18 protein-coding genes are annotated in these 22403 nt (G+C 42.2%); 1 reads left to right on the top strand and 17 read right to left on the bottom strand.

Annotation, left to right across the window (positions count from 1 at the left end; translation table 11 throughout):
- Nucleotides 1–87 precede the first annotated feature (87 nt).
- The 17 genes from ACLGGR_RS08670 to ACLGGR_RS08590 form a co-directional block, all read right to left on the bottom strand.
- Nucleotides 88–1263 (bottom strand): sialidase family protein, encoded by a 1176-nt coding sequence (locus ACLGGR_RS08670; protein ID WP_410972898.1) that lies wholly within the window; start codon nucleotides 1261–1263, stop codon nucleotides 88–90.
- On the bottom strand, nucleotides 1260–2666 hold the full coding sequence (locus ACLGGR_RS08665) for a sodium:solute symporter family protein (RefSeq protein WP_410972897.1): 1407 nt from the start codon (nucleotides 2664–2666) through the stop codon (nucleotides 1260–1262). The genes ACLGGR_RS08670 and ACLGGR_RS08665 overlap by 4 nt, the downstream gene beginning before the upstream one ends.
- Nucleotides 2667–2729: 63 nt before the next feature.
- Complete coding sequence (locus ACLGGR_RS08660; protein WP_410972896.1) at nucleotides 2730–3902, bottom strand: iron-containing alcohol dehydrogenase; 1173 nt, start codon at nucleotides 3900–3902, stop codon at nucleotides 2730–2732.
- 7 nt (nucleotides 3903–3909) lie between these two features.
- The gene (gene dapA, locus ACLGGR_RS08655; protein ID WP_410972895.1) at nucleotides 3910–4809 is read right to left on the bottom strand and encodes a 4-hydroxy-tetrahydrodipicolinate synthase; all 900 of its coding nucleotides are present in this window, start codon (nucleotides 4807–4809) and stop codon (nucleotides 3910–3912) included.
- 180 nt (nucleotides 4810–4989) lie between these two features.
- Complete coding sequence (locus tag ACLGGR_RS08650) at nucleotides 4990–6276, bottom strand: heme ABC transporter ATP-binding protein (protein ID WP_410972894.1); 1287 nt, start codon at nucleotides 6274–6276, stop codon at nucleotides 4990–4992.
- Complete coding sequence (locus ACLGGR_RS08645; RefSeq protein WP_410972893.1) at nucleotides 6273–7331, bottom strand: FecCD family ABC transporter permease; 1059 nt, start codon at nucleotides 7329–7331, stop codon at nucleotides 6273–6275. The genes ACLGGR_RS08650 and ACLGGR_RS08645 overlap by 4 nt, the downstream gene beginning before the upstream one ends.
- Nucleotides 7297–8247, bottom strand: a complete 951-nt coding sequence (locus ACLGGR_RS08640; RefSeq protein WP_410972892.1) for an ABC transporter substrate-binding protein — start codon at nucleotides 8245–8247, stop codon at nucleotides 7297–7299. The genes ACLGGR_RS08645 and ACLGGR_RS08640 overlap by 35 nt, the downstream gene beginning before the upstream one ends.
- Before the next feature lie 169 nt (nucleotides 8248–8416).
- Nucleotides 8417–9811, bottom strand: a complete 1395-nt coding sequence (locus ACLGGR_RS08635; protein ID WP_410972891.1) for a glycoside hydrolase family 28 protein — start codon at nucleotides 9809–9811, stop codon at nucleotides 8417–8419.
- A gap of 20 nt (nucleotides 9812–9831) precedes the next feature.
- Nucleotides 9832–11325, bottom strand: a complete 1494-nt coding sequence (locus ACLGGR_RS08630) for a UxaA family hydrolase (protein WP_410972890.1) — start codon at nucleotides 11323–11325, stop codon at nucleotides 9832–9834.
- Nucleotides 11322–12773, bottom strand: a complete 1452-nt coding sequence (locus ACLGGR_RS08625) for a tagaturonate reductase (RefSeq protein WP_410972889.1) — start codon at nucleotides 12771–12773, stop codon at nucleotides 11322–11324. Before ACLGGR_RS08625 ends, ACLGGR_RS08630 begins: the two co-directional genes overlap by 4 nt.
- 57 nt (nucleotides 12774–12830) lie before the next feature.
- Entirely contained in the window at nucleotides 12831–13841 is a 1011-nt protein-coding gene (locus ACLGGR_RS08620; protein WP_410972888.1) for a LacI family DNA-binding transcriptional regulator, read from the bottom strand.
- A gap of 57 nt (nucleotides 13842–13898) precedes the next feature.
- Nucleotides 13899–15335 (bottom strand): glucuronate isomerase, encoded by a 1437-nt coding sequence (gene uxaC / locus ACLGGR_RS08615; RefSeq protein WP_410972887.1) that lies wholly within the window; start codon nucleotides 15333–15335, stop codon nucleotides 13899–13901.
- Between the two features lie 137 nt (nucleotides 15336–15472).
- Nucleotides 15473–17227 carry a HAMP domain-containing sensor histidine kinase gene (locus tag ACLGGR_RS08610; protein ID WP_251215902.1) on the bottom strand — a complete coding sequence of 585 codons (1755 nt, stop codon included), beginning with the start codon at nucleotides 17225–17227 and terminating at the stop codon, nucleotides 15473–15475.
- A gap of 3 nt (nucleotides 17228–17230) precedes the next feature.
- Nucleotides 17231–17953: a response regulator gene (locus ACLGGR_RS08605; protein WP_410972886.1), complete on the bottom strand. Its 723-nt coding sequence runs from the start codon at nucleotides 17951–17953 to the stop codon at nucleotides 17231–17233.
- A gap of 175 nt (nucleotides 17954–18128) precedes the next feature.
- Complete coding sequence (locus ACLGGR_RS08600) at nucleotides 18129–18944, bottom strand: ABC transporter ATP-binding protein (protein WP_142945185.1); 816 nt, start codon at nucleotides 18942–18944, stop codon at nucleotides 18129–18131.
- Nucleotides 18945–18964: 20 nt separating this feature from the next.
- Nucleotides 18965–19987: a FecCD family ABC transporter permease gene (locus ACLGGR_RS08595; protein WP_142945186.1), complete on the bottom strand. Its 1023-nt coding sequence runs from the start codon at nucleotides 19985–19987 to the stop codon at nucleotides 18965–18967.
- Nucleotides 19988–21040 (bottom strand): FecCD family ABC transporter permease, encoded by a 1053-nt coding sequence (locus tag ACLGGR_RS08590; protein WP_048237426.1) that lies wholly within the window; start codon nucleotides 21038–21040, stop codon nucleotides 19988–19990.
- A 259-nt stretch (nucleotides 21041–21299) separates the two neighbouring features.
- Here ACLGGR_RS08590 and ACLGGR_RS08585 point away from each other — a divergent pair, with 259 nt between their 5' ends.
- Complete coding sequence (locus ACLGGR_RS08585) at nucleotides 21300–22238, top strand: iron-hydroxamate ABC transporter substrate-binding protein (protein WP_142945187.1); 939 nt, start codon at nucleotides 21300–21302, stop codon at nucleotides 22236–22238.
- The last annotated feature ends 165 nt before the right edge of the window (nucleotides 22239–22403 follow it).

The following is a 22403-nucleotide window of genomic DNA, read 5'->3' as shown; positions in this document are numbered from 1 at the left end:
GATAGAAAGTGGGGACAACCCTCCAAACATCAATTATAAATGAAGCAAATGAGGGTTACAATTCACGGAAATAGGGCCCTCTTTCAGTTAAGAAGTGCGTTTGACCCATCCTTCTGTCACACACACATATTTGATCGCCTGCCGATAATACGTAAACGCAATATGCAGCTTCCCGTCTTTTCCTTCTGTGATGGATGGATAAGAATACTCTCGATTTAGTTTATCCTTTGAATTGTTTGTCATCGCATATCCATCGCCCACTTCAAGGTTACGTCTGACAGGCCATGTATCACCATTATCCTCAGAGACCGTCAAAGTCATTGGTGCACGCGGTGTCCCCCAAAAGGCTGGACGCGCTTCTGTATCAACCGCCGTGCGTGTATCGCCTTCATCCTCAATTTCATCATATAAAGAAGCTCTTCTTTCTGTTTGCTCATCTGCATTGATATGATTATAGACGAGAGCAAGATGCCCATTTTGAAGCACGATAAATTGAATGGATGAATTATTATTTGGCAGCTCCGTCGCCTTTGGCTCAGACCATGTCCGTCCATGATCGACAGAACGGCTCATATAAATCGAATCAGCAAACCGGCTTCTAAAGAGGGCAATGAGGGTGCCGTCTGCACACTTTCCAATATTCATATGAACACAGCCCGTGCTGTTTGGTACAATGACCTCATCCCATGTCTTTCCTTGGTCAGATGAAATTTTCACAGCACTGACATCCCGGTTCCCCGTCCATTTGACGCCTGGAATGGTCTTACAATAGAAGACCGGCAGCAGCCAATCTTGATTATCCAGTACAACAATTGGCTGTCGTATAAACGTCCCCTGCTGTTCAAACAAAGTATCAATCTCACCCCATGTCTCACCTCTATCCTCTGATAGCCGGTACCTCACGATGGCCGTATCTTGATTCCCAGATAGCTGTGCGGTATACAGCAGCCATAGCCTGCCATTTTCCTCTTGAAACAAAACTGGATTTTGTTCAGAGCGCGCAGGATCGTTAGATAATTTCACTGCCTTTGTCCACTTGTTACTACCCCGTTTGAGTCTTGACATATAGATTGAGATATCAGGTATTCCCTCCTGCGTTCCGCCAAACCAAACACATAATACATCTCCATTATCCAGCTCAAGTAGATTGGCGGCATGATTTTGCACGCAGTCTGTTGGCAGAAAGGCTTCTTTTCTCTCTGCATCTTGTTCATTTTGTCGCAAAATTCCATCTATTTTAATCGCAGTCTCTTCATTTGTCATGACAATTCTCCTTTCAATGGTTGATCCTTTTTAGCAGGTGGACTGAAAAGTCGATCGATCACCAGCACAAGGAAAGGAATGATAATGGCAATATACATATTATCGATTCCGAATGGATTATCGAGTAAATACCAAACCGTCGTGGTAACACCTGAAGCAGCAAGGCCAATGGTCGCCCCTCTATTTGAATTAAAGTACGGCAAGTAAAATCCCATTGCTGCTACAACAGCGATAGATGTTCGAAGCGCCCTTGTAAAAAAGGAAAGGGACAGCAGCTCCGGCGCAAGTGCTACTCCTACAAGAGGCACAATTCCAACGAGTACAGCCACATACCTCGTGACTTTCATTCTCTGCTCCGGTGTTGGTTTCATTTTCGGTACATAAAAATCATCCATAATTAAGGTTGTTGTCGCAAGTGCAACCGTCGACACACCGACAAAAATGGATGCCACAAGGGATGTTGCCACAATAGCACTCAAAATCGGATTCATATGCTGTAAAAAGACAGGGAAAGCATAAATAGGATCAATGTCTGGATACAAATAACGTGCAGCTACGCCGATCACACCGATTGCTATGGCGAGCGGCAAACAAAGTAGAGCCGCATAAAGCGTTGATTTCTTTGCCTCACGCTCACTTTTCGACGAAGTGATTGCTTGAATGATAAACTGCGTAGCAAAGATGGCACCCATGTTTCCAATAAACCAAGCTCCTATCGTCCCCCATCCAATTGTCCCGTCCCATGTAAAGAAATGATCAGGCATCGTTTGTTTCATTGGTTCAAAGCCTTTTGTTAAGTAAAGTGCTACCCCTAGTGTAATTAAAATCCCCGCATACTTCACGATCGAATGAAGGATCGTGACCCATGCAACCCCTTTCATTCCTCCGAATGTAAAATAAAATGTACTCACAACAGCTGTAATGATCGCACAGGTCATTAAAGGAAGCCCCAAAATGGATGCAATGGCAGCTGAACCACTTAAATAGTTTCCTAGATTCACAAGCAGCAATGCGGCAATCATAATAACAGAAACAACTAACTTCGTTGATTTTCCAAACTTCTGATTGATAATACCCGAAATGGTGTACTGCCCTGTTCGATAAAACTTGCCTACTAAGAAAAAGGAAAAGATAAAAAAGGCGATAGCGACGGTCACAATAGACCATGAAGCAGAAAGCCCATGCGTAAAGGCAGATTCTGCTGTTCCAACAGTGGATTTCGTTCCAATGAATTCACTCATGAGCAAAATACCGACTACAATGGCTGGAAGTGACTTAGCGGCATTGTTAAATTCTGAATTGGATTTACTGCGGAAACGCATTGTCAGCCAAGTCGTAAATAGTATATAGAGAATAATGACGATCAAAATAAATGTGATGACAGAACTGCTTAAGACATTCATTTAAAATCCCCCTTTGTGTGCAAGCCGTGTGAAGCAACTTCTCATTCCCATTCCAATGAAGCGTTAAGCGTCGAGCAGTTTCATGTATACCTGTTCAATATCAGAAACAGACATTGGCTTTGGATTGTTGTCCATTAATCTCTTCACCTCTGAAGCTGCTTGAGCAAGTGCCGGTACATCCTCCTTAGACACGCCAAAAGCTTTAAGCTGCTGTGGAATGTGTAAATCCGCTGTCCATTCTTCAATTTGACGAATCACATGCTCTGCAAGCTCCTGCTTTGTGTGAGCACCCGCTAGTCCTATTGCTCTTGCCACATGTTCAAGCCGATCAATGATATGATCTGCATTAAAAGCCGTGACGTGCGGAAGCAGCATGGAATTAGCAACACCGTGAGAAATCTTGTATTTCCCCCCTAATGGATAAGCCATGGCGTGAACAGCAGCAGTTCCGGCACTTGTGAGCGCCATTCCCCCATACATTGCACCAACAAGCATATTTTCTCTTGCCTTCATATTATCCCCGTGATGATACGCTTCCTGAATACTTCCTGAAATCAGCCGCATCGATTCAAGTGCAAACATATCACTGAATGGATTGGCTTTATTTGAAATATACGATTCAAGTGCATGCGTAAACGCATCCATACCTGTAGCTGCGGTAATGGATTTTGGCAAGTTGAGAGTAAGTGCTGGATCTAAGATCACAAGGTCTGGCAAAAGGTGTGGACTAACCATTCCAATTTTCAGTTCCTTTTCTGGAAAAGTCACAATTGCATTTGGTGTCACCTCAGATCCCGTTCCAGAGGTTGTCGGAATTAGAATCGTTGGCACTCCCCTTTTTTTCACAAGATTTGTGCCAACGAGAGCAGAAATCGGCTGATCGTTTGTCTTAAGAACAGCTAAGATTTTTGCAGCATCAAGGACACTCCCCCCGCCAATTCCAATAATGGCGTCATGCTCTCCTCTTAAAAAGGTGTGGAATACGTCCTCAATATTTTCTTCTGTTGGTTCAGGTTTGATTTCTGTACTTATCTCACTTGCTATCCCCTTTTTCGCAAGTTCTCTTTTGATGTGATCTGCATAACCAAGTGATACGATCGATGGCTGCGTTAATATAAAAATGGATGTGAGTCCGCTAAGCCCTAAACCATCTAATTTCTCCCCAAGAAGGTCTAAAGAACCTGCGCCAGATACAATGTGTGATGCCGTCTGAAAGTGATAATGCGTGATCGTCATCTCTTCACTACTCCTTTGCCGCTTTTCCTTGTTTGCGGTAGTGCTCAACCATTTGTGCCACAGCTTCTAATGCCTCACCTGACAGCTCTTTTACAGGGCTTTTGGGCGGGCCAACCGGAATTCCATAAAGCTCTGCTGCCTTTTTCAAAGGCGCTGGTAATGTCCCTAAACCGAATGTTGCTCTTAATGGCTGCAACTGCTTCTGAAAGTGCTCACTTTCGTCAAGCTTCCCTTTTTGAAAAGATTCATAGAGTCCAACGACAGTTTCAGGAAGTACATTTGCAGTTGCTGCCACCGCTCCTGCTCCGCCAAGTTTCAAGGTCTCCAAAATGAGTGAGTCAGTCCCTGCAAGGACAACAAAATCTTCATCTTTTGTGACATCCAGATATGCCTTGATATTTTCAATGTTTCCACTGCTATCTTTAATACCTAGCACATTCGGCAGTGCACTGAGCCGGGCAACCGTCTCTGGTGCTAGAGATACTCCTGTTCTCGATGGAATGTTATAAAGCAGAATCGGAATATTCACATTCTCAGATATGTGGCGAAAGTGCTCATACAGCTCTTCTTGGGTTGGTGCAACAAAGTAAGGTGTAATGATAGACAGAACATCTACCCCTAGATCTGCCAGTTTGTTTGACAGCCTGATAGTTGCCTCCGTACTATTCTCACCTGCTCCAATGAATACCGGCACTCGTCTGCCAACAGCATTCACGACAGTTTCAGCAATTCGAAGCTTTTCTTCCTCTGAAAACAAATGAAACTCTCCATTTGTGCCTAAAGCAAAGATGCCGTGTACACCTGACTCGATCAAACGATTCACTAATTGCGTTACGACTTCGGGATGAAAATCTTCTTTCTCAGTAAGCGGTGTCAAAATAGCTGGTATAATCCCTTGAATGTTCAAATGATCCTCCCTTTCTAATGTGTTGCATTTTTAAACATATAATATTTTAAGCGCTTTCATATTTTTTATTATAAAAGGATTGTGATTTAATTAGCAACACTTTTTTGTTTTTTCTTTATATTCCGTTCATTTCTTATGCAGTTGTTGATGTTTTCAACAAAAAAAGCGAACCATATTGGTTCACTTTTGAATGGCATTCAACGTTTGAAGAAGCCTTTGCACCTTCTGTCCTAATCTTTCGTGTAAGAGGTCAGCATCTTCCGTTTCTTGCGTATTGAGTGCAGCAATACAAAGGTGATGGATTGGAATGTTTGTTTCTTGCTTCATGATGTGCATAAGCTGCCCCATGAGCTGAACAGCTGCGCCGTCTGTTAAAGATCGTTTCAGGATAAGCCAAATGGTCAACTCTTCTTGCTGAAGCATGCCGTAAAGGATCATATCGTCTTCGGCGTCTTCAGCGGCATATTGCGCTAATCCGTTAGCTTGCTCGAAAAACAGCATATCTTCAGTTGACTCTAGCTGTTCATGAAGCATCTTCGTTCCCGTTCCAATAGACCTTTTCCAAAAGAATCCGCCGTTTTTCTTATGTGAGGAAAGGATGCGAAGAGGCTGATTCATGGAAAACACCATTCCTTCTGAGCCATATGTCCTCCAGCCATCCGCTATGTTTACAATTGATGCTGTAGAAGGGGCCGCAGGCTCAACCATCAGCTGAGGGTTTGCCCTAAATGGATGCTGGAGCGGTGTCACATTTGTTTCATACACACGATTGATTCGTTCAGTGGTCAAGACGTGATGCGGCAGTCCTAACATGTCAGTCTTTCCTTCATGAAGCAGCAGCAGCCGATCACAATACAAACTAGCGATGTTCACATCATGAAATACACCAATGACCGTTAATCTAGAGGAAGTCGTTTCTTCTTTAATTAAATCAAGCAATTCTTTTTGATAGGCTAAATCAAGAAAGCTGGTTGGTTCATCCAGCAATAAATATTCAGGCTGCTGCGCTAATGCCTGTGCCAAATACACACGCTGCTGTTCTCCTCCACTTAACTCATGGATGGATTGATCCTTGAACTGTGCAACTCCCGTTTGTTCCATGACTTTGCTGACAACCTGCACATCTTCTTGCGTGACAGATTGCAGCCACCCTTTTTGATATGGATAACGACCGAATTGGACGGTTTCTTCCACCGTAAATGAAAAAGCTTGGTCCGTTTTCTGCGGCAGAACTGCCATCTTTTGCGCAAGCGCCTTTGGCTGATAGGATTGAACAAGTTGACCGCCAAGGCGTACTTCACCGCTCTTAGGTGCTAAAATTCCTGCCATCATTTTAAGCAGGGTCGTTTTACCGCTCCCGTTTGGGCCGAGTATACCGAGAAATTCTCCTTGCTTTACTTCAAGACTAATGCCACGAATGATTTCTTTCTCTCCATATCCACCTCTGATTTCCTTCACTTGAATCATACGTGCGTCCCCCCTCTATATTTACGAATGAGGATGATGCCAAATACAGGTGCACCAATTAACGCAGTAATGATGCCAATCGGTAATTCAGTCGGCTCAATGATGGTACGGGATAACACATCTGCTAATACAAGAAAGGAAGCACCGTTCAGCATAGACAAAGGCAGCAGATGCCGATGATCCGTAATAGTTAAGAGGCGGATAAAATGCGGAATCACAAGACCTACAAAACCAATCGTCCCCGATACCGCTACTGCACTTCCGGTCAGGATCGAGCCAGCCAGCAGCACAATATATTTGCTCCTTTTCACATGTACACCTAATAGCTTTGCCTTCTCCTCGCCATACGTCATGACATTCAAATCTCGCCCCATCAACATTAAAGCGAAGGTCCCAATGAGAAAGAAAGGAAGAAAAAGGACAATATAACGCCAGCCCCTCATGGACACACTGCCAAGCAGCCAATGAATGATCTCTTTTAGATCATCACCTGTTAAAGCAATCATCAATGAAATGAGCGCACCCAAAAAAGAGCTGAAAATCACTCCTGTCAAAATTAAAGAAGAGATGCTCATCCCCCGGTGAACAAGACGTGCAAAAAATAGAACGAGACAGAGGGTCACAAGTGCTGTTGTCATACTGAATAATGGCAATGTGAAACTGCCAAAAAGCGGGAGCTGCAAGCTAAAAAACAGGGTCGCTACGGCTCCAACTGATGCCCCTTGAGATACCCCCAGCGTATAAGGGTCAGCGAGAGGATTTTTTAATAAACCTTGAAAAGCTGCACCAGATAACGCCAGCGCTGCTCCGACTAATGCCGCTAATATGACTCTTGGCAGCCGAATGTTCATCATAATATTGCGATCGATGGAATCAATGGTTCCAAACTGCACTCCGAATAGTTCATGAACAAATATTCGAAGAATAGAAGGAATGGGAATCCCTAAGCTTCCAAAGGAGATTCCCATTCCAATGCTCATCACAAGAAGTAAAGCACTTAATGTATATGCGATGATCAATTTATTTGAACGTGTCAGGATAGACGCTTTTCGCAAGAGCCTCGACTCCTTCAACCAATCGCGGTCCCGGTCTTGATGCGAGATCCGTATTCAATTGAAAGACTTGTTTTTCTTTCACTGCTTTCATTGCATTCCAGCCGTCTCTTTTTTTCAGATCAGCTAAGCTGGAACCATCAATTGTCACGATGACATCAGGATTTCGTTTGATAATCGATTCTTCTGTCATTTGCACCCAGCCAGTTTGATCGCCAGCAGCATTTTTGGCATGGATAACAGAAAGCATTTCATCCATAAATGTATTTTTACCAGTTGTATAGATTTCAGGAGCACCTGACACTTCGACAAAGACAGTTTTTTGTTTGTCTTTCGACATCCCCTCTGCTTGTTTCTTAATGTCATTCAGTTTTGTTTTCATCTCGTCTACAAGCTTTGTTGATGCTTCTTTCACGCCAGCTGCTTCACCGATCATATTGATTGATTTGTACACATCCTTAAAGGAGGTCGCATCATTAACAGTCAGTACTTGGATCCCTGCATCTTCAAGCTGTTTAAATCCATCTTTTGAACCCATCTGAGATGCATGTGCTAAAACAAGATCTGGCTTTAAAGCAATGACTTTTTCGACATTGAATTCAAGTCCGCCAATCTTCTCTACCTTTTCGACTTCCTTTGGATAATTGTCAAAGTCTGATCGTCCAACCATTTTATCTCCAAGACCGAGTGCATAGGCAACTTCCGTATTACTTGGAATTAACGAAACAATTCGTTTAGGCTGTTCTTTGATTTCGACTGTTTTGCCAGCTGCATCTTTAATCGATACTGGAAATGCCGCAGTGGCCGTTTCTTTATTTTGTGACCCTTTTGCTTTATGATCTGTCTCAGCGCCTGCACATCCTGCTAAAACACCCATCACAAGCAATAACGATAGCCAAATAGCTGTTAACTTTTTCATGAGTGAACCCCCTGGTTTATGTACTGCTTGACGAAATCCCTTTCGTCAATTCTTTTCTAATTTCGGGAATATTATACTACAGTGCAGATAGGTTGTATATGTGATTTCTAAAAGCGTTTTTTCTGTTCACAAAACAAAAAAACAGCCTCTAAAAAGACTGTTTTTCACTCTACTTATAATTGATTTGTTCTCCATTGATGACGACTTTTTGAAAAGCAGGCGAAACAGCATGCTCTAAAGAAAGGGGATACGCCACATCATCTATGACACAATCTATCATTTTAAAATGAGTCACAGGAGAATGTGCGTATGCGGCTATTTTCACACCATATCGTCCGCCGCTGCTTTTGAGCCCTTCTACTTCAATATGACGTATAACAGGACAATGCGGACCAGCATCTCCTTCTTCATACATCATGTCGATACAGATCACTTCATGCTTTAGACTTTTGACTGTATTGTTTTTAAAATAAATATGTTCAATGGTACCGCCTCTGACAGAGTTGGTTTTGATACGCAGTGCCCGGTCAAGGTTCGGACTGTCCATTACATTATTTTCTGCATAAACATACCTTACGCCGCCAGAGATTTCGCTTCCGATCGTCACACCGCCATGTCCATCCCGCATCTCATTTCTACGAATGACGATGTTTTCAGATGGAATCCCTATTCTTCGTCCATCCTCGTTTCTGCCCGATTTGATGGCAATACAATCATCCCCGTTATCAAAATAACAATCTTCAATGAGTACATTCCGGCAAGACTCCGGATTGACACCATCTGTGTTTGGTCCATGCCCAATGATTTTAACGCCGCGGACGATGACGTTATCACTTAACACAGGATGAATTTGCCACATCGGTGAATCCTTCACTGTCACACCTTCGATTAGAACATGCTGACATTGGTATGGCTGAATAAAGCTCGACCTTAAATAATGCCCTTCTCCAAATACCCTTTCTTCTACCGGTATTCTATTTTCCGCCATTTCAAACAAGAGCTGACGATCCCGATCCTGAGAGGGCTGGCCATTTGTTCCATACTTCCAAGGCCACCAATGATGCTCATCACCTCTGCCATCAAGCGTTCCTGCTCCCGTAATAGCGATATTTTCTGCATGGTGTGCGTAAATGAGAGGTGAATAATTATAAAGCTCTACCCCTTCATATCTTGTCAGTACAAGAGGCAGGTAATCCTTTGGGTCTTGGCTGAATGTTACATAGGCTTTCTCATGCAGATGAAGTTCTACATTGCTTTTCAATTCTAAAGCACCTGTCACAAACGTCCCTGCTGGGATCAGTACACGCCCCCCTTTCAACCGATGCGCATCATCGATGGCAGACTGAATGGCATTAGTAGAAAGCTTTGCCCCTTCCGCATCTGCTCCATAATGCACCACATTCAATTCACGATCTGGGAACTGCGGCGCTTTTATCTGCTTTAGCACTTGATCGATTCCATTTGCTTTTTTATTTTTCTTCCCTTGCTTTGCTAAACGAGCAATTCCGACTCCAGTTAGTAACGTTCCTGCTGTGATATACATCAAATCCCGTTTTTTAGACACTTACTCATCCCCCAGTCGACTTAAAGTGTGACACCTGTTTTGAAAATAGCCAGCTCTCTAAAATTGTTTTTTTCATGATTTACCAGCTTCCCGCTCGCCACATCAATGACAGTTGAAATGAATTTTTCTAACACAACATCCTCCGGTACATCTTCAAGCAGTTCTCCAGCATTAAAGTCAATCCAGTGCTTTTTTGTTTCATATAAAGCTGTATTGGTCGAGACCTTCATTGTTGGCACAAACGTACCAAATGGTGTCCCTCTACCTGTTGTAAACAGGACCATTTGACAACCAGATGCAGCAAGTGCAGATGAAGCAACCAAATCATTACCAGGTGCACTTAATAGGTTCAATCCCTTTTGTTTCAGCAGCTCTCCATATTTCAATACATCTTTAATATCAGAAGTACCTGCTTTTTGTGTACAGCCAAGAGATTTATCTTCTAATGTCGAAATTCCACCGGCTTTATTTCCCGGGGAAGGATTTTCATATACCGGCTGTCGATGATCCAAGAAGTATTGTTTAAAGTCATTGATCATTTGCACAATATTGTCGAAAGTCGCTTCTGATGCTGCTCTCTCCATTAAAATCGTTTCAGCACCAAACATTTCGGGCACTTCTGTCAGCACAGTTGTTCCGCCTTGCACGACAAGAAAATCCGACAGTCTGCCTAAAAGCGGGTTTGCGGTAATACCAGAGAATCCATCTGATCCTCCGCACTTCAAACCGATTTTCAGCTCAGATAACGGAATATCTTCACGATGATCTTCTTTCGCCGCATCATAAATTTCCTTAAGTAAAGCGACTCCCGTCTCAATCTCATCTCCTACTTCTTGGCTTCTTAAAAATTTCACTCTCGTATGGTCATATTCACCTAATGTGGCCTGAAAATCCTCAATGTCATTGTTTTCACAGCCAAGCCCTAGAACGAGTACTCCTCCAGCGTTAGGATGCTTCACCGCATTTTGTAAAATGGTTTTGGTATTTTCATGATCGTCCCCAAGCTGTGAGCAGCCATAATTGTGTTTTAATACGAGGGCTGTTTCAAAAGGATGGATGTTTCCACCCATTTCAGCAGTGAATATTTTGATCATTTGATCTGCGATGCCATTCACGCATCCAACGGTAGGAACAATCCAAAGCTCATTACGGATCCCGCTTTCACCATTTTTTCGTTTATATCCTTTAAATGTAAGATTCTTTTTTTCATAGGGATTTTCTGATAATGAAGGTTGATATTCGTATTCGAGCTTGCCAGATAGATTGGTTTTGATATTATGCGTATGCACCCATTCTCCAGCAGAAATGACAGTCACTGCATGACCAATGGGATAGCCATATTTGATGATATTCTCTCTTTGCTTGATCTCAGCCAATGCAAACTTATGACCTTTGGCAACGGTCTCTTTTAAGATAATCGTATGTCCTTGATGCTGCAGCTCCTCCCCTTGCTCCAGTCCTTTTAAAGCAATACCGACATTATCTGAAGGGTGGATTACAATAAAGTCTTTCATGCCTTCTCCCCCTGACTTTCATATTGATGAAGCATCATTCGATGAACAGCCGCTCTCATCCCATTCATCTGTATGAGGGTAAGCTGATCAGCTACAGCTTGACTCAATCCATTTACATCCGTTAAATCTCTGCCCCATAATGACTCGCATGAAAGAATTTTCGCTGCTACCGCTTCATTGGAATGGGCTTCCCATGCTTCCTTCATGAGGGTGAGCACAGTCTCATCATCCTTTACCCTTTCTGCATGTGCTCTGTAAAAATAGATGAGACTGCTAAGTGAAAACACAAGTTTCATTGGCAGCTGTTTCTTTTGCTCAACATAATCAAGTAATGACGGAAGATTACGGGTTCGGAACTTGGATACCCCATTCAGCGCAATATCCAGCAATTGATGCTTTACAAATGGATTGCAAAAACGATCCCAAACGGATTGTGTATAAAGAAGAAGCTCATCTTCGGGGAGTTCAAGCCCCGGAAGTACTTCCTCCTCCAGCATACGCCGGATGAACGGACCAACATGCTCATCATCCACAGCTTCTTTTACAGTTTCTATGCCGCATGAGTAGGCAATCGGCACCATCGCTGTATGTGCACCATTTAAAATTCGTACCTTGCTCATTCGATAAGGCGCAATATCCTCTACAAAAAGTACATTTAACCCTGCTTCTTGAAAGGGGAGCTCTTTTTGCACGAAGGCAGGTGCTTCAATGACAAAAAGATGGTAATATTCTGCCGTGACAAGCAATTTGTCGATATACCCTTCTTCCTTTTGTACGATGTCAGCCGCTTCCTTAGAGAATCCAGGAACAATTCGGTCCACAAGCGTATTACAAAACGTGTTGGCTTCCTTAATCCATGTAATAAACGCAGGCGGCAGTTCCCACTCAGCTGCCATACCGATCACATATTCCTTCAATCGATCACCATTTTGTTCAACCAATTCACAAGGCAGAAGGATCAGCCCTTTCTGCTCATCTCCAGCAAATGCTTTAAACCGGTGATATAAAAACGCTGTCAGCTTTCCTGGAAAACTGGCTTGCGGCCGATCCTTCAAACGATCCTCCTTTCTGAGCACAAGTCCTGCCTCCGTCGTGTTTGAGAAAACAAAGCGGAGATCCGGGTTTTCCGCTACGTGTAAAAACTCCTCGTAATCCGTATACGTACTAATTCCTCTGCTAATTGATTGAATGATCATACGTTCATTCATTTCTTGCTGGTCATGATATCCCTGAATACATAATGTGTACAAGCCATCTTGTTCATTTAAGGCTTTCACCGATCCTTTTCGAGGAGGGACAACAACCGCTCTTCCTTTAAAATCTGTGCAGTCGTTCAGCTTCTGGATGTGCCAATTGATAAATCCTCGCATAAAATTTCCTTCACCAATCTGCAAAATCGTTTCCGGATACTCATGTGCCGGGTATATGGCTTTTGATAATCGTTTCAAATGGATTCCCCTCTCCGCTTTATGCACACGTGAACATTTTTTCTAAACAGGTGCTGATTACTGCACCTGTTTGACTGAATCTCTGATCATCAACTCTGTATGGACATACACTTTTTCCATATGATCTTCTTCTTGCTCTTTACCGTTTATCACTGAAAGGATAGCTTCTGCTCCAAGTGCACACATTTTTTCAATCGGTTTTTTCACCGTTGTCAATGCTGGTGTGGTATAGGATGAAAAGGCAATATCATCAAAACCAATAATAGAAATATCACCTGGACACGTTTTGCCTTTTGCAAATAAAGCATTCATTGCACCAATTGCCATGTCATCGTTTGAGCAAAAGAGCGCTGTTGGCGGATCATCAAGGGCCAGCAGCGCTTCCATTGATTCATAGCCGCTTTTCATGTGATAGTCGCCTTTCATCATATATTCTTTCTTCATAGGTATTTGGTGATCAATTAACGCTTGCAGGAAACCAGCTTTTCTTTCTTGAGTTGATTTAAAGCCTTCTTTTCCTTCAATGATGGCGATTTGTTCATGACCTTGCTGAATGAAATGGTGTGCAGCCTGGTAAGCTCCTTGACTATCATCTGCTAATATATTCATGACTTCATGACTTTCTACACGGCGATTCAGCACAATGATGGGAATGCCCTGTTTCTTCACATGATGGATAAACGCTTCATCATGCTCGCTTTGACTCATAAGCAAAATGCCATCGTAGCGTTGTTTATGAATGGTTGTGTAATCGTGAAAGTCGTCAATTCCTCTTACAAAGAGATTATAATACTCTGTCATGACGCTATTGACACCTTTTAACGCATCCACAAAGAAGCTTGAAGATGTGCCTTCTGTTAAACTCGTAAAAAACAGACCGATTGTAAATGATTTTTGTGATACAAGGCCTCTCGCATGGACATTCGGTGAATAATTCAGCTGTTTTGCAATCGACAAAATCTTTTGTTTTGTCTTCTCCTTAATAAAAGGACTGTTATTCAAAGCCCTTGATACCGTGGTATGAGAGACGTTTGCCAATTTTGCTATGTCTTTAATTGTGACTGTCATGCTATTCCGCCTTTTATGATTTTTTACCATCTTATCATAAAACCGCTTTCATTTTCTTCATGTCATTCTGTTTGGATGCGGGAGCTGCTTTGCCCGGTCAAATTGGAAATACTGCCTGGCATTTTCATAGCTGATTCCTTTCACGATTCCCCCTAACAGCTCAAGATCATAGGGGACTTCTCCTTTTTCTACCCAATCTCCGATGATATCGCAAAGCAGTCTTCGAAAATATTCATGCCTTGTATATGACAAAAAGCTTCGTGAATCTGTCAGCATCCCAATGAAACGGCTGATCAGTCCAATACTGGATAGAGCCATCATCTGCTCTGTCATTCCTTGTTTCGTATCATTAAACCACCAAGCTGTGCCGTGCTGGATCTTCCCAGGTGTCGTCCCGTCTTGAAAACTTCCAGCCAATGTTGAAATCACAACATTATCCCGAGGATTCAAGGAATAGAGAATGGTTTTTGGCAGTGCCTGTTCTTGTTCTAAACGATCCAATATTCGGCATAGCGGCTTGGCAATGTCTTCATCATTCATCGCATCATACCCAGTATCTGGTCCAAGCCTCTCAAACATTTTCGTATTGTTGTTCCTAAGCGCATTGATATGAAGCTGCATCGCCCAGCCCCGTTCATAGTAAGCCTGACCCAGCTGAATGAATGTTTGTGTTTTAAATTTGATCTTCTCTTTTTCCGTCAATGAATGCCCAGACATTCTTTTATTGAAGATGGCTTCCACTTCTTCTTCCGTCGTTTCTTCAAACGTCATTTCGTTAATGGCATGATCTGAGATCAGGCAGCCCTGTTCATGGAAAAAATCAATTCTTGTGAGAAGTGCTGTCAAAAAGTCTTGATAGGATTGTATTGATGTAGATGAAGCCTCTGCCAGTTCGTGAACATACGCTGCAAATAGATGATTCGTTATATCGAGTGCCTTATCAGGCCGAAAGCCAGGCAGCACTTGCACAGTGAATCCTTCTTCCCGCAGCTTTTGATGATAGTAAAGCGTATCGACTGGATCATCTGTCGTCACGACTGTTTCAACGTTCGATTTCACAATGAAGTCTCTTGCACCAAATCCATCTCTTTGCAGCTTTTCATTTACTTTCTGCCAGATGATGTGTGCGTTTTTTTCGTTTAAAAGTTCTTCAACTCCAAAATATCGTCTCAGCTCTAAATGCGTCCAGTGATAGAGCGGATTTCCAATGGTCATGGGAACGGTCTTCGCCCACGCCAGAAATTTCTCATAGTCTGAGGCATCCCCTGTGACGTGTGATTCGGGTATGCCATTTGCTCTCATGGCACGCCATTTGTAATGATCTCCGTAAAGCCATGCTTCGGTGATATTATGGAAGGTTTTATTTTCATAGATTTCTTTGGGGCTTAAATGACAATGGTAATCTATAATTGGAAGGTCCTTAGCAAACTCATGGTATAGCTTTTCCGCCGTTTGACTGTTGAGTAAAAAATGCTCATCTAAAAAGGCTTTCATCAAACTCCCCCATCTCTCTTATAGATAAAAAAACAATTTGTTCACGTTAACAATTTTATTGTAACCGTTTACAAAATTGATTTCAATCCTAAAACAGGAAAAAACGATCTCCTTTAGAAAAGAAAATCGTTTTTTGGCTATTTTACAGGTGATGATTTTTTTAGGATAATCGCAATAGTTGTACCAGTGCCTAGTTCACTTTCAATTTGAATATCACCGTCATGCAGCAAGACGAGCTCTTTTGCTATCGCAAGTCCTAGTCCTGTTCCGTTCGTTGGATCATTTGTATTTGTCCCTCTGTAATAGCGGTTAAATAGGTGATCCACCGTTTCCTGGGCCATTCCGCAGCCATTGTCTTTCATTTCGATCCGAACTTCTTCATCTGTTTCAGATAAAACAGCTGTAATATGAGTGCCTCTTTCGTTATGCTTCACTGCATTCGCCAGCAGGTTCTCAATCACTCGTCTGAACCATGCTTTATCGATCTCAAATATGACACCATCTGTTTGATCTTCAAAGGAGCATGGATAATCCTCAGATGAGGAGCTTCTTGAAAACTCGTCCATAATGGAAGCTAAAAATTCACTGAGTGCAACCGGTTTCCGATTAATAGGCAAGGCACCATTCTTCAATCGGTACGTGAGGTTTAAATCCTCAATCAATGTCGACATGTATTCGGATTTCTCACGAATCACCTGTCCCATTTCTATGACTTCTTCCTTGGACCATTGATATTGATTGGATTCAAGCATGAGTCCATAGCCGTAAATCGTACTTAGAGGCGTTTTCAAATCATGAGATAATCCTGCAATCCATTCTTCTCTTGTGGTTTGAATTTTTCTTCGGTTTGCTTCATTCTCTTTTAATGTAAGCGTGAGCTGATCCATTGTTTTTAAGATATCCTCAAATAATCGATATTCGCGCTTAATACGGCCTTTTTTATTTTTACTGACTGGAATTCCCTTTCTATTTGTTGGTTCCTGCAATTTATTTCTTGATAAGAAAATCAGCCAGCGAATAATGTGATAAATTGGCAGTCCATAGCGATACGAATACCATGATGTCATGACAATAATAATGGTGAGTGCAAGACCTGCATTTAAGATAGTTGTATATTGATTTAAAGCGTCTGTCTCTTTATCGTAAAGTTCGTCCGGGCTGTATACTTTATTTGGTACCGAAACAATAATATACAGGTTTTTATTCACTTTCATATAAGACAGATCACTTCTAAACTCCCAAGGTTTCGATTGATACTTGAGCAGTTCAACATCTGTTACGTTATGTTTCAAATCGATGTTGGCTCGAATGCCTTTCAAATATTTTCCTTCGTCATTGAACAAATGCACCGATCCATTCATTCTCTTCAAGAATTCTTTTGTTTCAACCGAATATTGAGATAGTGCAGCCAAATTCTTCTCGTGCTGCTTCAGATAATTGGCTACTTTTGTGCTGTTCGTTTTGAACCCATATAACACGATAAAGCTTTTTTGATCAATCTCAATTGGCCAGAAGTACATCTTGTAATCTTTAAATTGTCTCTTTTCAAAGATCTTGATCATTTCATCCTTTTGATAGGATGTTGGAATGGTTTTAGGGCGATGATAACTATAAACGTTTTTCTTTTTCGAATCAATTACTTGCAGCCAGCCGTCTCGTTTTTTCACTGCTTGCTTGAGCTGATCGTCGGCTTCCATTTTTCCATCCTCGTTAAAATAAAGCCAGCTCATGAGTGTATCTCCATCAGCTTTTGTTAAACCGGTTTCAGCCATGTTCTCATAGTATTTTTTATAATATAAGTTATCAGAGAACGTATTCCCAATCATCAAAATGGCAATCACAATAAACATTTGTCCGACAAAGTGAAAGAAAAGTTTTGCTCGTAAATTCATAAACTATTGAAGAACCTTTGCAGGATGCGGTATAAATTTATAACCCATACCACGGATCGTCACAATATATTCAGGCTGACTCGGATCTAATTCGATCTTTTCTCTCAGCTTTCGAATATGAACCATGACGGTGTTGTTATCACCATATGATGGGACACCCCATACTTTCTCATAGATTTGATCTTTTGAAAGAACCATATTCGGATGATCACAAAAGTACTTCAGCAAAGAAAGAAGCTGAGCAGAGCATGCCGTCACCTCTCCTCTTACCTTCAATTCGGCTGCATGAGGATGATAGGAGAAATGGGCATAATGATATTGGCTTTGAGTGTCTTCTTGCTCCTCCTGTAAGGAGATATATGTTCGATTTAGGTGAGCCTTAATTCTAGCCACTAGCTCAAGCGGATTAAATGGCTTGGTGATGTAATCGTCTGCCCCCTGCGCAAAACCTGTCAGTTTATCTACATCAGACGTTCTTGCAGTTAAATAGAAAATGGGCGATTTCGTTAATTTTCTTATTTCAGGCAGAACGTCAAAGCCAGACTTACCGGGCATCATCACATCTAGAAGTAAGAGGTGGATGTCCTCGTTTTTGACAATATCTAATGCTTCATCTGCATGGTAGGCTTTATAAATGTGCTTGAATCCTTCTTTTTTTAATACGCGTTCAACCATTTTCACAATTGCTTCTTCGTCATCTGCAATCAATATTTTTGCTGTTTCCACGCATCTCTTTCCTTTCTAGCTATGATCTCTAACCGTATATTACCATTGTCTAAAGTAAAAAAGTACCTCTTTTCTGCATAAAAGCGAAAAAATATCAACTGGAGAAAATGGCAGCACTAGGAAGTTTCAAACACGCAAAAAAACCCGGCAGCTGCACCGAGTTCCTTTACATCTATTATCCATTCACAGCTTCTAGCTTTCGTTCATGATTCATTATGTCATACGTTAAACAAATCGGTTTATTCGTTCTAGGATCAAGCACAATTTCTGCATCAATATGGAATACCTGACTGAGTACCTCTTTGGTCATGACCTCATGTGGCGTACCGTCTTTTATGACTTTCCCTTGATTGAGGGCAATCATGTAATGTGAAAAACGCGCCGCATGATTCAAATCATGGATGACCATCAACACAGTTCGGCCCTGCTCTCTATTTAAGCGTTCTAACAACTGAAGAATCTCGAGCTGATGTGCAAGATCCAAATAAGTCGTAGGTTCATCCAATAGGAGCAGTTCTGTTTCCTGGGCAAGTGCCATCGCAATCCATACACGCTGACGCTGTCCACCGGAAAGTGCTTCAATTGGCCGATCATGAAAAGCGATCATTCCCGTTTCCTCAAGTGCCCATCTAATGATTCGTTTATCTTCATTCGATAAGCGGCCAAACCCATTTTGATGCGGGAAACGTCCATATGACACGAGCTCATACACTGTCAGTCCACTTGGTGCTTCGGGCGTTTGCGGTAAGATCGCCATTTGTTTTGAAATTTCTTTTGTTGGCGTTTCATGGATAGCTTTTCCATTTAAGTAAACAGCTCCTCGATTGGACTTCATAATACGAGACATCGTTTTTAAAATGGTTGATTTCCCGCAGCCATTCGGTCCAATCAGTGTTGTCACCTTGCCTTTTGGGATACTGACATTCAAATCTTCTACAATTAAACGGTCTTGATAACCGATACAAAGCTTTTCTGTTTCGAGCGATTTCATATGTTGTCTCTCCTTCCTCATTAGTTCGATTTCATCAATAAGTAAATGAAGTAAGGTGCGCCTAGAGCAGAAACGACAAGGCCAACTGGCACTTCTGATGGTGCAAGTATGACGCGGCCAAGTGTATCTGCCAGTAATAATAACAGCGCGCCAATCAACGCGGAGGCCGGTATCATTCCTTGGTGCTTTGGCCCAACAAGCTTTCTCGCCAAGTGCGGTGCGGCTAATCCTAGGAAAGAAATACTTCCTGCAACAGCAACACTCGCACCTGCTAATGCAACGGCAATCAGCATGAGAAGGCTTCTTTCTTTATGAACAGAAATGCCCAATCCATAGGACAGCTGATCACCCAAATTCATAATGTTTAAGTAGCGTGATCTGACAAGCGCTAATATAAGGAAAATCAGCATCCATGGCAGAACAGACAGGACATACGTCCAGCTCGAGCCATAAATGCTTCCAGATAACCACACGATGGCTTGGTTAAAGTCATTTGGGCTCATCTTCAATTGAATGACCACAATCGCTGCTGAAAACGCAGCATTCACACCAATACCAGTTAAAATCAATCGAACAGGTGTGATGCCTTTTTTCCACGCTAACACATAGATGAGAAATGCAGCAAAGCCTGCACCTACGAACGCGAAAAGCGGCAGTACAAAAATCGAAAAATCACCTAAATTCGTCATCGTGCCTTGAAATGCAAAGATAAATAGCACAACGGCAAAGCCAGCACCGGCATTGACACCGAGAATACCTGGGTCAGCTAAACCATTTTGCGAAACACCTTGCCAAATCGCTCCTGATACAGCGATAGAAGCGCCGACAAGTAAAGCGATGACCATTCTTGGAAGCCTGAACTCGAATAATACGAGCTCATCCATTTCACTTCCGAATCCAAAAAGTGTTTTCAATGTATCCATCGGAGAGATCCGAATTTCTCCGGTATTTAAACTAATGAGGAACACAGCTACGATCGCGAAAAAGATCATTAGCATCGTTCGTTGATATTTCTTTTTCTTTGCTTGCTGCACCATTTCCATTTAAATTCCGCTCCTTTCACGTCTAGCTAAATATAAGAAGAAAGGAACGCCTATAATCGCAGTAATGGCACCGACTGGCGTTTCAAACGGAGCGTTGACCAGCCTTGCAGCAATGTCTGCATAAATTAATAAAATGGCCCCTAAAATAGCGGAACATGGGATAATCCAGCGATAGTCCACGCCGACTAAGAATCGAGTGACATGTGGGATCACAAGCCCGATAAAACCAATAGAGCCTGCTACCGACACGGCAGCACCCGTTAAAAGGATAACAACCAATATACCAAGTACCTTGACCGTTTTTGTATATTGTCCAAGTCCTTTCGCCAGTTCTTCACCTAAGCTCAGAACCGTGATCGAGCGGGCAAGAATCATTGCAATGATTAGTCCTGCAATGGCAACTGGGATGATGATATGAATATTGCTCCAATTCACACCTGCCACTCCGCCAGCATACCAAAAACTCATATCTTGAGCGACGTCAAAGCGGATGGCTATGGCTGAGGAGATGGAGCTCAAAAGTGCTCCAACCGCCGTACCAGCTAGTGCGAGCTTTACCGGGGTCAGTCCCCCTTTTGACATAGTACCGACACCAAATACAATAGAGGCACCGAGTGCGGCTCCAACAAATGACCAAAGAATTAATGTAAAAGAAGATTGGCCAGGGAAAAATGCTAATGCAATGGCAATTGCAAATGCGGAGCCATTTGTCACACCCATAATCTCAGGTGACGCAAGCGCATTTCTTGTCATTCCTTGCATAATGGCACCTGATACGGCTAAAAAGGCACCGACGAGGGCAGCTCCAACTGTACGCGGCAGCCTCAATTCCCGAATGATTTGATGTGAAGTTTGATGTGGATCAAAATGAAAAACGGCTTCCCATACAGTCTGTAGATGAATGTTGGCCGCTCCTAATGATACCGATAAAAAAAGACCAAATGCTAAAGCGATGATTCCTATGATGATAACAGCTGCTGTTCCAAAAGGCTTCGTGACAATATCGATCGTATCATCGCTGGCTGGCAGCTGTTTATTCGATTGTGAGCCCAAAACCAGTCTCTTCCTTTCCATTCATGTCTATTTTCTATTAGTGATAATGATTATCAATCTCGAAGTCTAGTATATCACTTTCTTTTCTTTTTGAAATCATTGTTCTGATAAATTTCTTTATTTTCATCAAAAAACTGTGAGAATTTCATCATTTTTCTTTTGGTTCTAAATTAGCCGATGCATTTTTGTTCCTATCATGTTACGATATAATCGAAAATGAGAATCATTATCAAGAGAAAGTGAATAGGAGAGAATTTTTGTGAAAAAACGTACTGGATTTCTTTTGATTTCTTTATCCATCCTTATGATCTTTACAGCCGCTTGCGGCAGCACTTCAAATAAACAATCTGCAGCGAAAAAGAATGACATGATGACATATCAGGATGTCAAAGGTGAAGTGAAGCTTCCGAAAAATCCGAAACGAATTGTGCTTCTTGCAGAGAGCTATTACGGGGACCTCGTCACACTCGGCAAGACGCCGATTGCTACAACATCACCCATTTTTAAAAACCCTTTTTATAAAGGGAAAACAGATGGAGTCGAAAATCTTGGAAGGACCCCATCGGTCGAAAAGGTAGCCGCTTTGAAGCCAGATATGATTATTGCTTGGGGAGAAGATGAGAAGTTTGATCAATACAAAAAAATCGCCCCAACTGTAGCAGTTAAATACAACCAATATTCCTTCAAAAACCAGCTAAAAGAATTCGGTAAAATGACAGGTACACCGAAAAAAGCAACAGATTGGATTACAAAATGGGATACCAAAATTGCTGAGGTGAAACCAAAGGTAACCAAAGCTGTGGGCAGCAAAACAGTCTCGATCGTATCGCCATTTGATAAAGGTATTTATATCTTCGGAAATACCTTTGGCCGCGGGGGCGAAATCATTTATGACGAGCTGAAATTAAAAGCACCGAAGGCCGTCAAAAAAGAAGCGATCGACAGCGGTGTCGGCTATGCAAATATTTCTCTTGAGAAGCTGCCAGAATTCGCAGGCGACTATATTTTCACAGGTCCATGGAGCGGTTCAAAAAGTAACGGAGACCAAGTGTATCAAAGCAGCATTTGGACATCACTTCCTGCCGTCAAAAATAAACATGTATTTGAAATAGATCCAGTCGGTTACTTCTTTAATGATCCAGTGTCACTAGAAGGTCAGCTAGAGTTTATTGTGGACCGATTGACATCTGCATCATAAAAAAACGTTTCTCCAGAGATGGAGAAACGTCCAAATTATTGACAAAGGGATAAAATGAACTTTATTTTATCCCTTTGTCTTCTTTCAGCGTGATAGAAAACCTTTGCAGCCCTAGGAAGGGCGAGTACCGAAGCGGAGCGAATTTGACATTCGTGAGCACCGGAA

The sequence above is a fragment of the Bacillus sp. BD48 genome, from assembly GCF_046566805.1.
Lineage (GTDB): Bacteria > Bacillota > Bacilli > Bacillales > Bacillaceae > Bacillus > Bacillus safensis.
Note: the sequence above shows the minus strand (reverse complement) of the source record. Positions and strands in the feature narration are given on the sequence as shown.

Bases quoted from the DNA above. Each gene is read 5' to 3' on its own strand.
- ACLGGR_RS08670 (WP_410972898.1), bottom strand. From the start codon at position 1,263: ATGACAAATGAAGAGACTGCGATTAAAATAGATGGAATTTTGCGACAA.
- ACLGGR_RS08620 (WP_410972888.1), bottom strand. From the start codon at position 13,841: ATGACAGTCACAATTAAAGACATAGCAAAATTGGCAAACGTCTCTCAT.
- ACLGGR_RS08640 (WP_410972892.1), bottom strand. From the start codon at position 8,247: ATGAAAAAGTTAACAGCTATTTGGCTATCGTTATTGCTTGTGATGGGT.
- ACLGGR_RS08630 (WP_410972890.1), bottom strand. From the start codon at position 11,325: ATGAAAGACTTTATTGTAATCCACCCTTCAGATAATGTCGGTATTGCT.
- uxaC (WP_410972887.1), bottom strand. From the start codon at position 15,335: ATGAAAGCCTTTTTAGATGAGCATTTTTTACTCAACAGTCAAACGGCG.
- ACLGGR_RS08600 (WP_142945185.1), bottom strand. From the start codon at position 18,944: ATGAAATCGCTCGAAACAGAAAAGCTTTGTATCGGTTATCAAGACCGT.
- ACLGGR_RS08650 (WP_410972894.1), bottom strand. From the start codon at position 6,276: ATGATTCAAGTGAAGGAAATCAGAGGTGGATATGGAGAGAAAGAAATC.
- ACLGGR_RS08595 (WP_142945186.1), bottom strand. From the start codon at position 19,987: ATGGAAATGGTGCAGCAAGCAAAGAAAAAGAAATATCAACGAACGATG.
- ACLGGR_RS08610 (WP_251215902.1), bottom strand. From the start codon at position 17,227: ATGAATTTACGAGCAAAACTTTTCTTTCACTTTGTCGGACAAATGTTT.
- ACLGGR_RS08665 (WP_410972897.1), bottom strand. From the start codon at position 2,666: ATGAATGTCTTAAGCAGTTCTGTCATCACATTTATTTTGATCGTCATT.
- ACLGGR_RS08660 (WP_410972896.1), bottom strand. From the start codon at position 3,902: ATGACGATCACGCATTATCACTTTCAGACGGCATCACACATTGTATCT.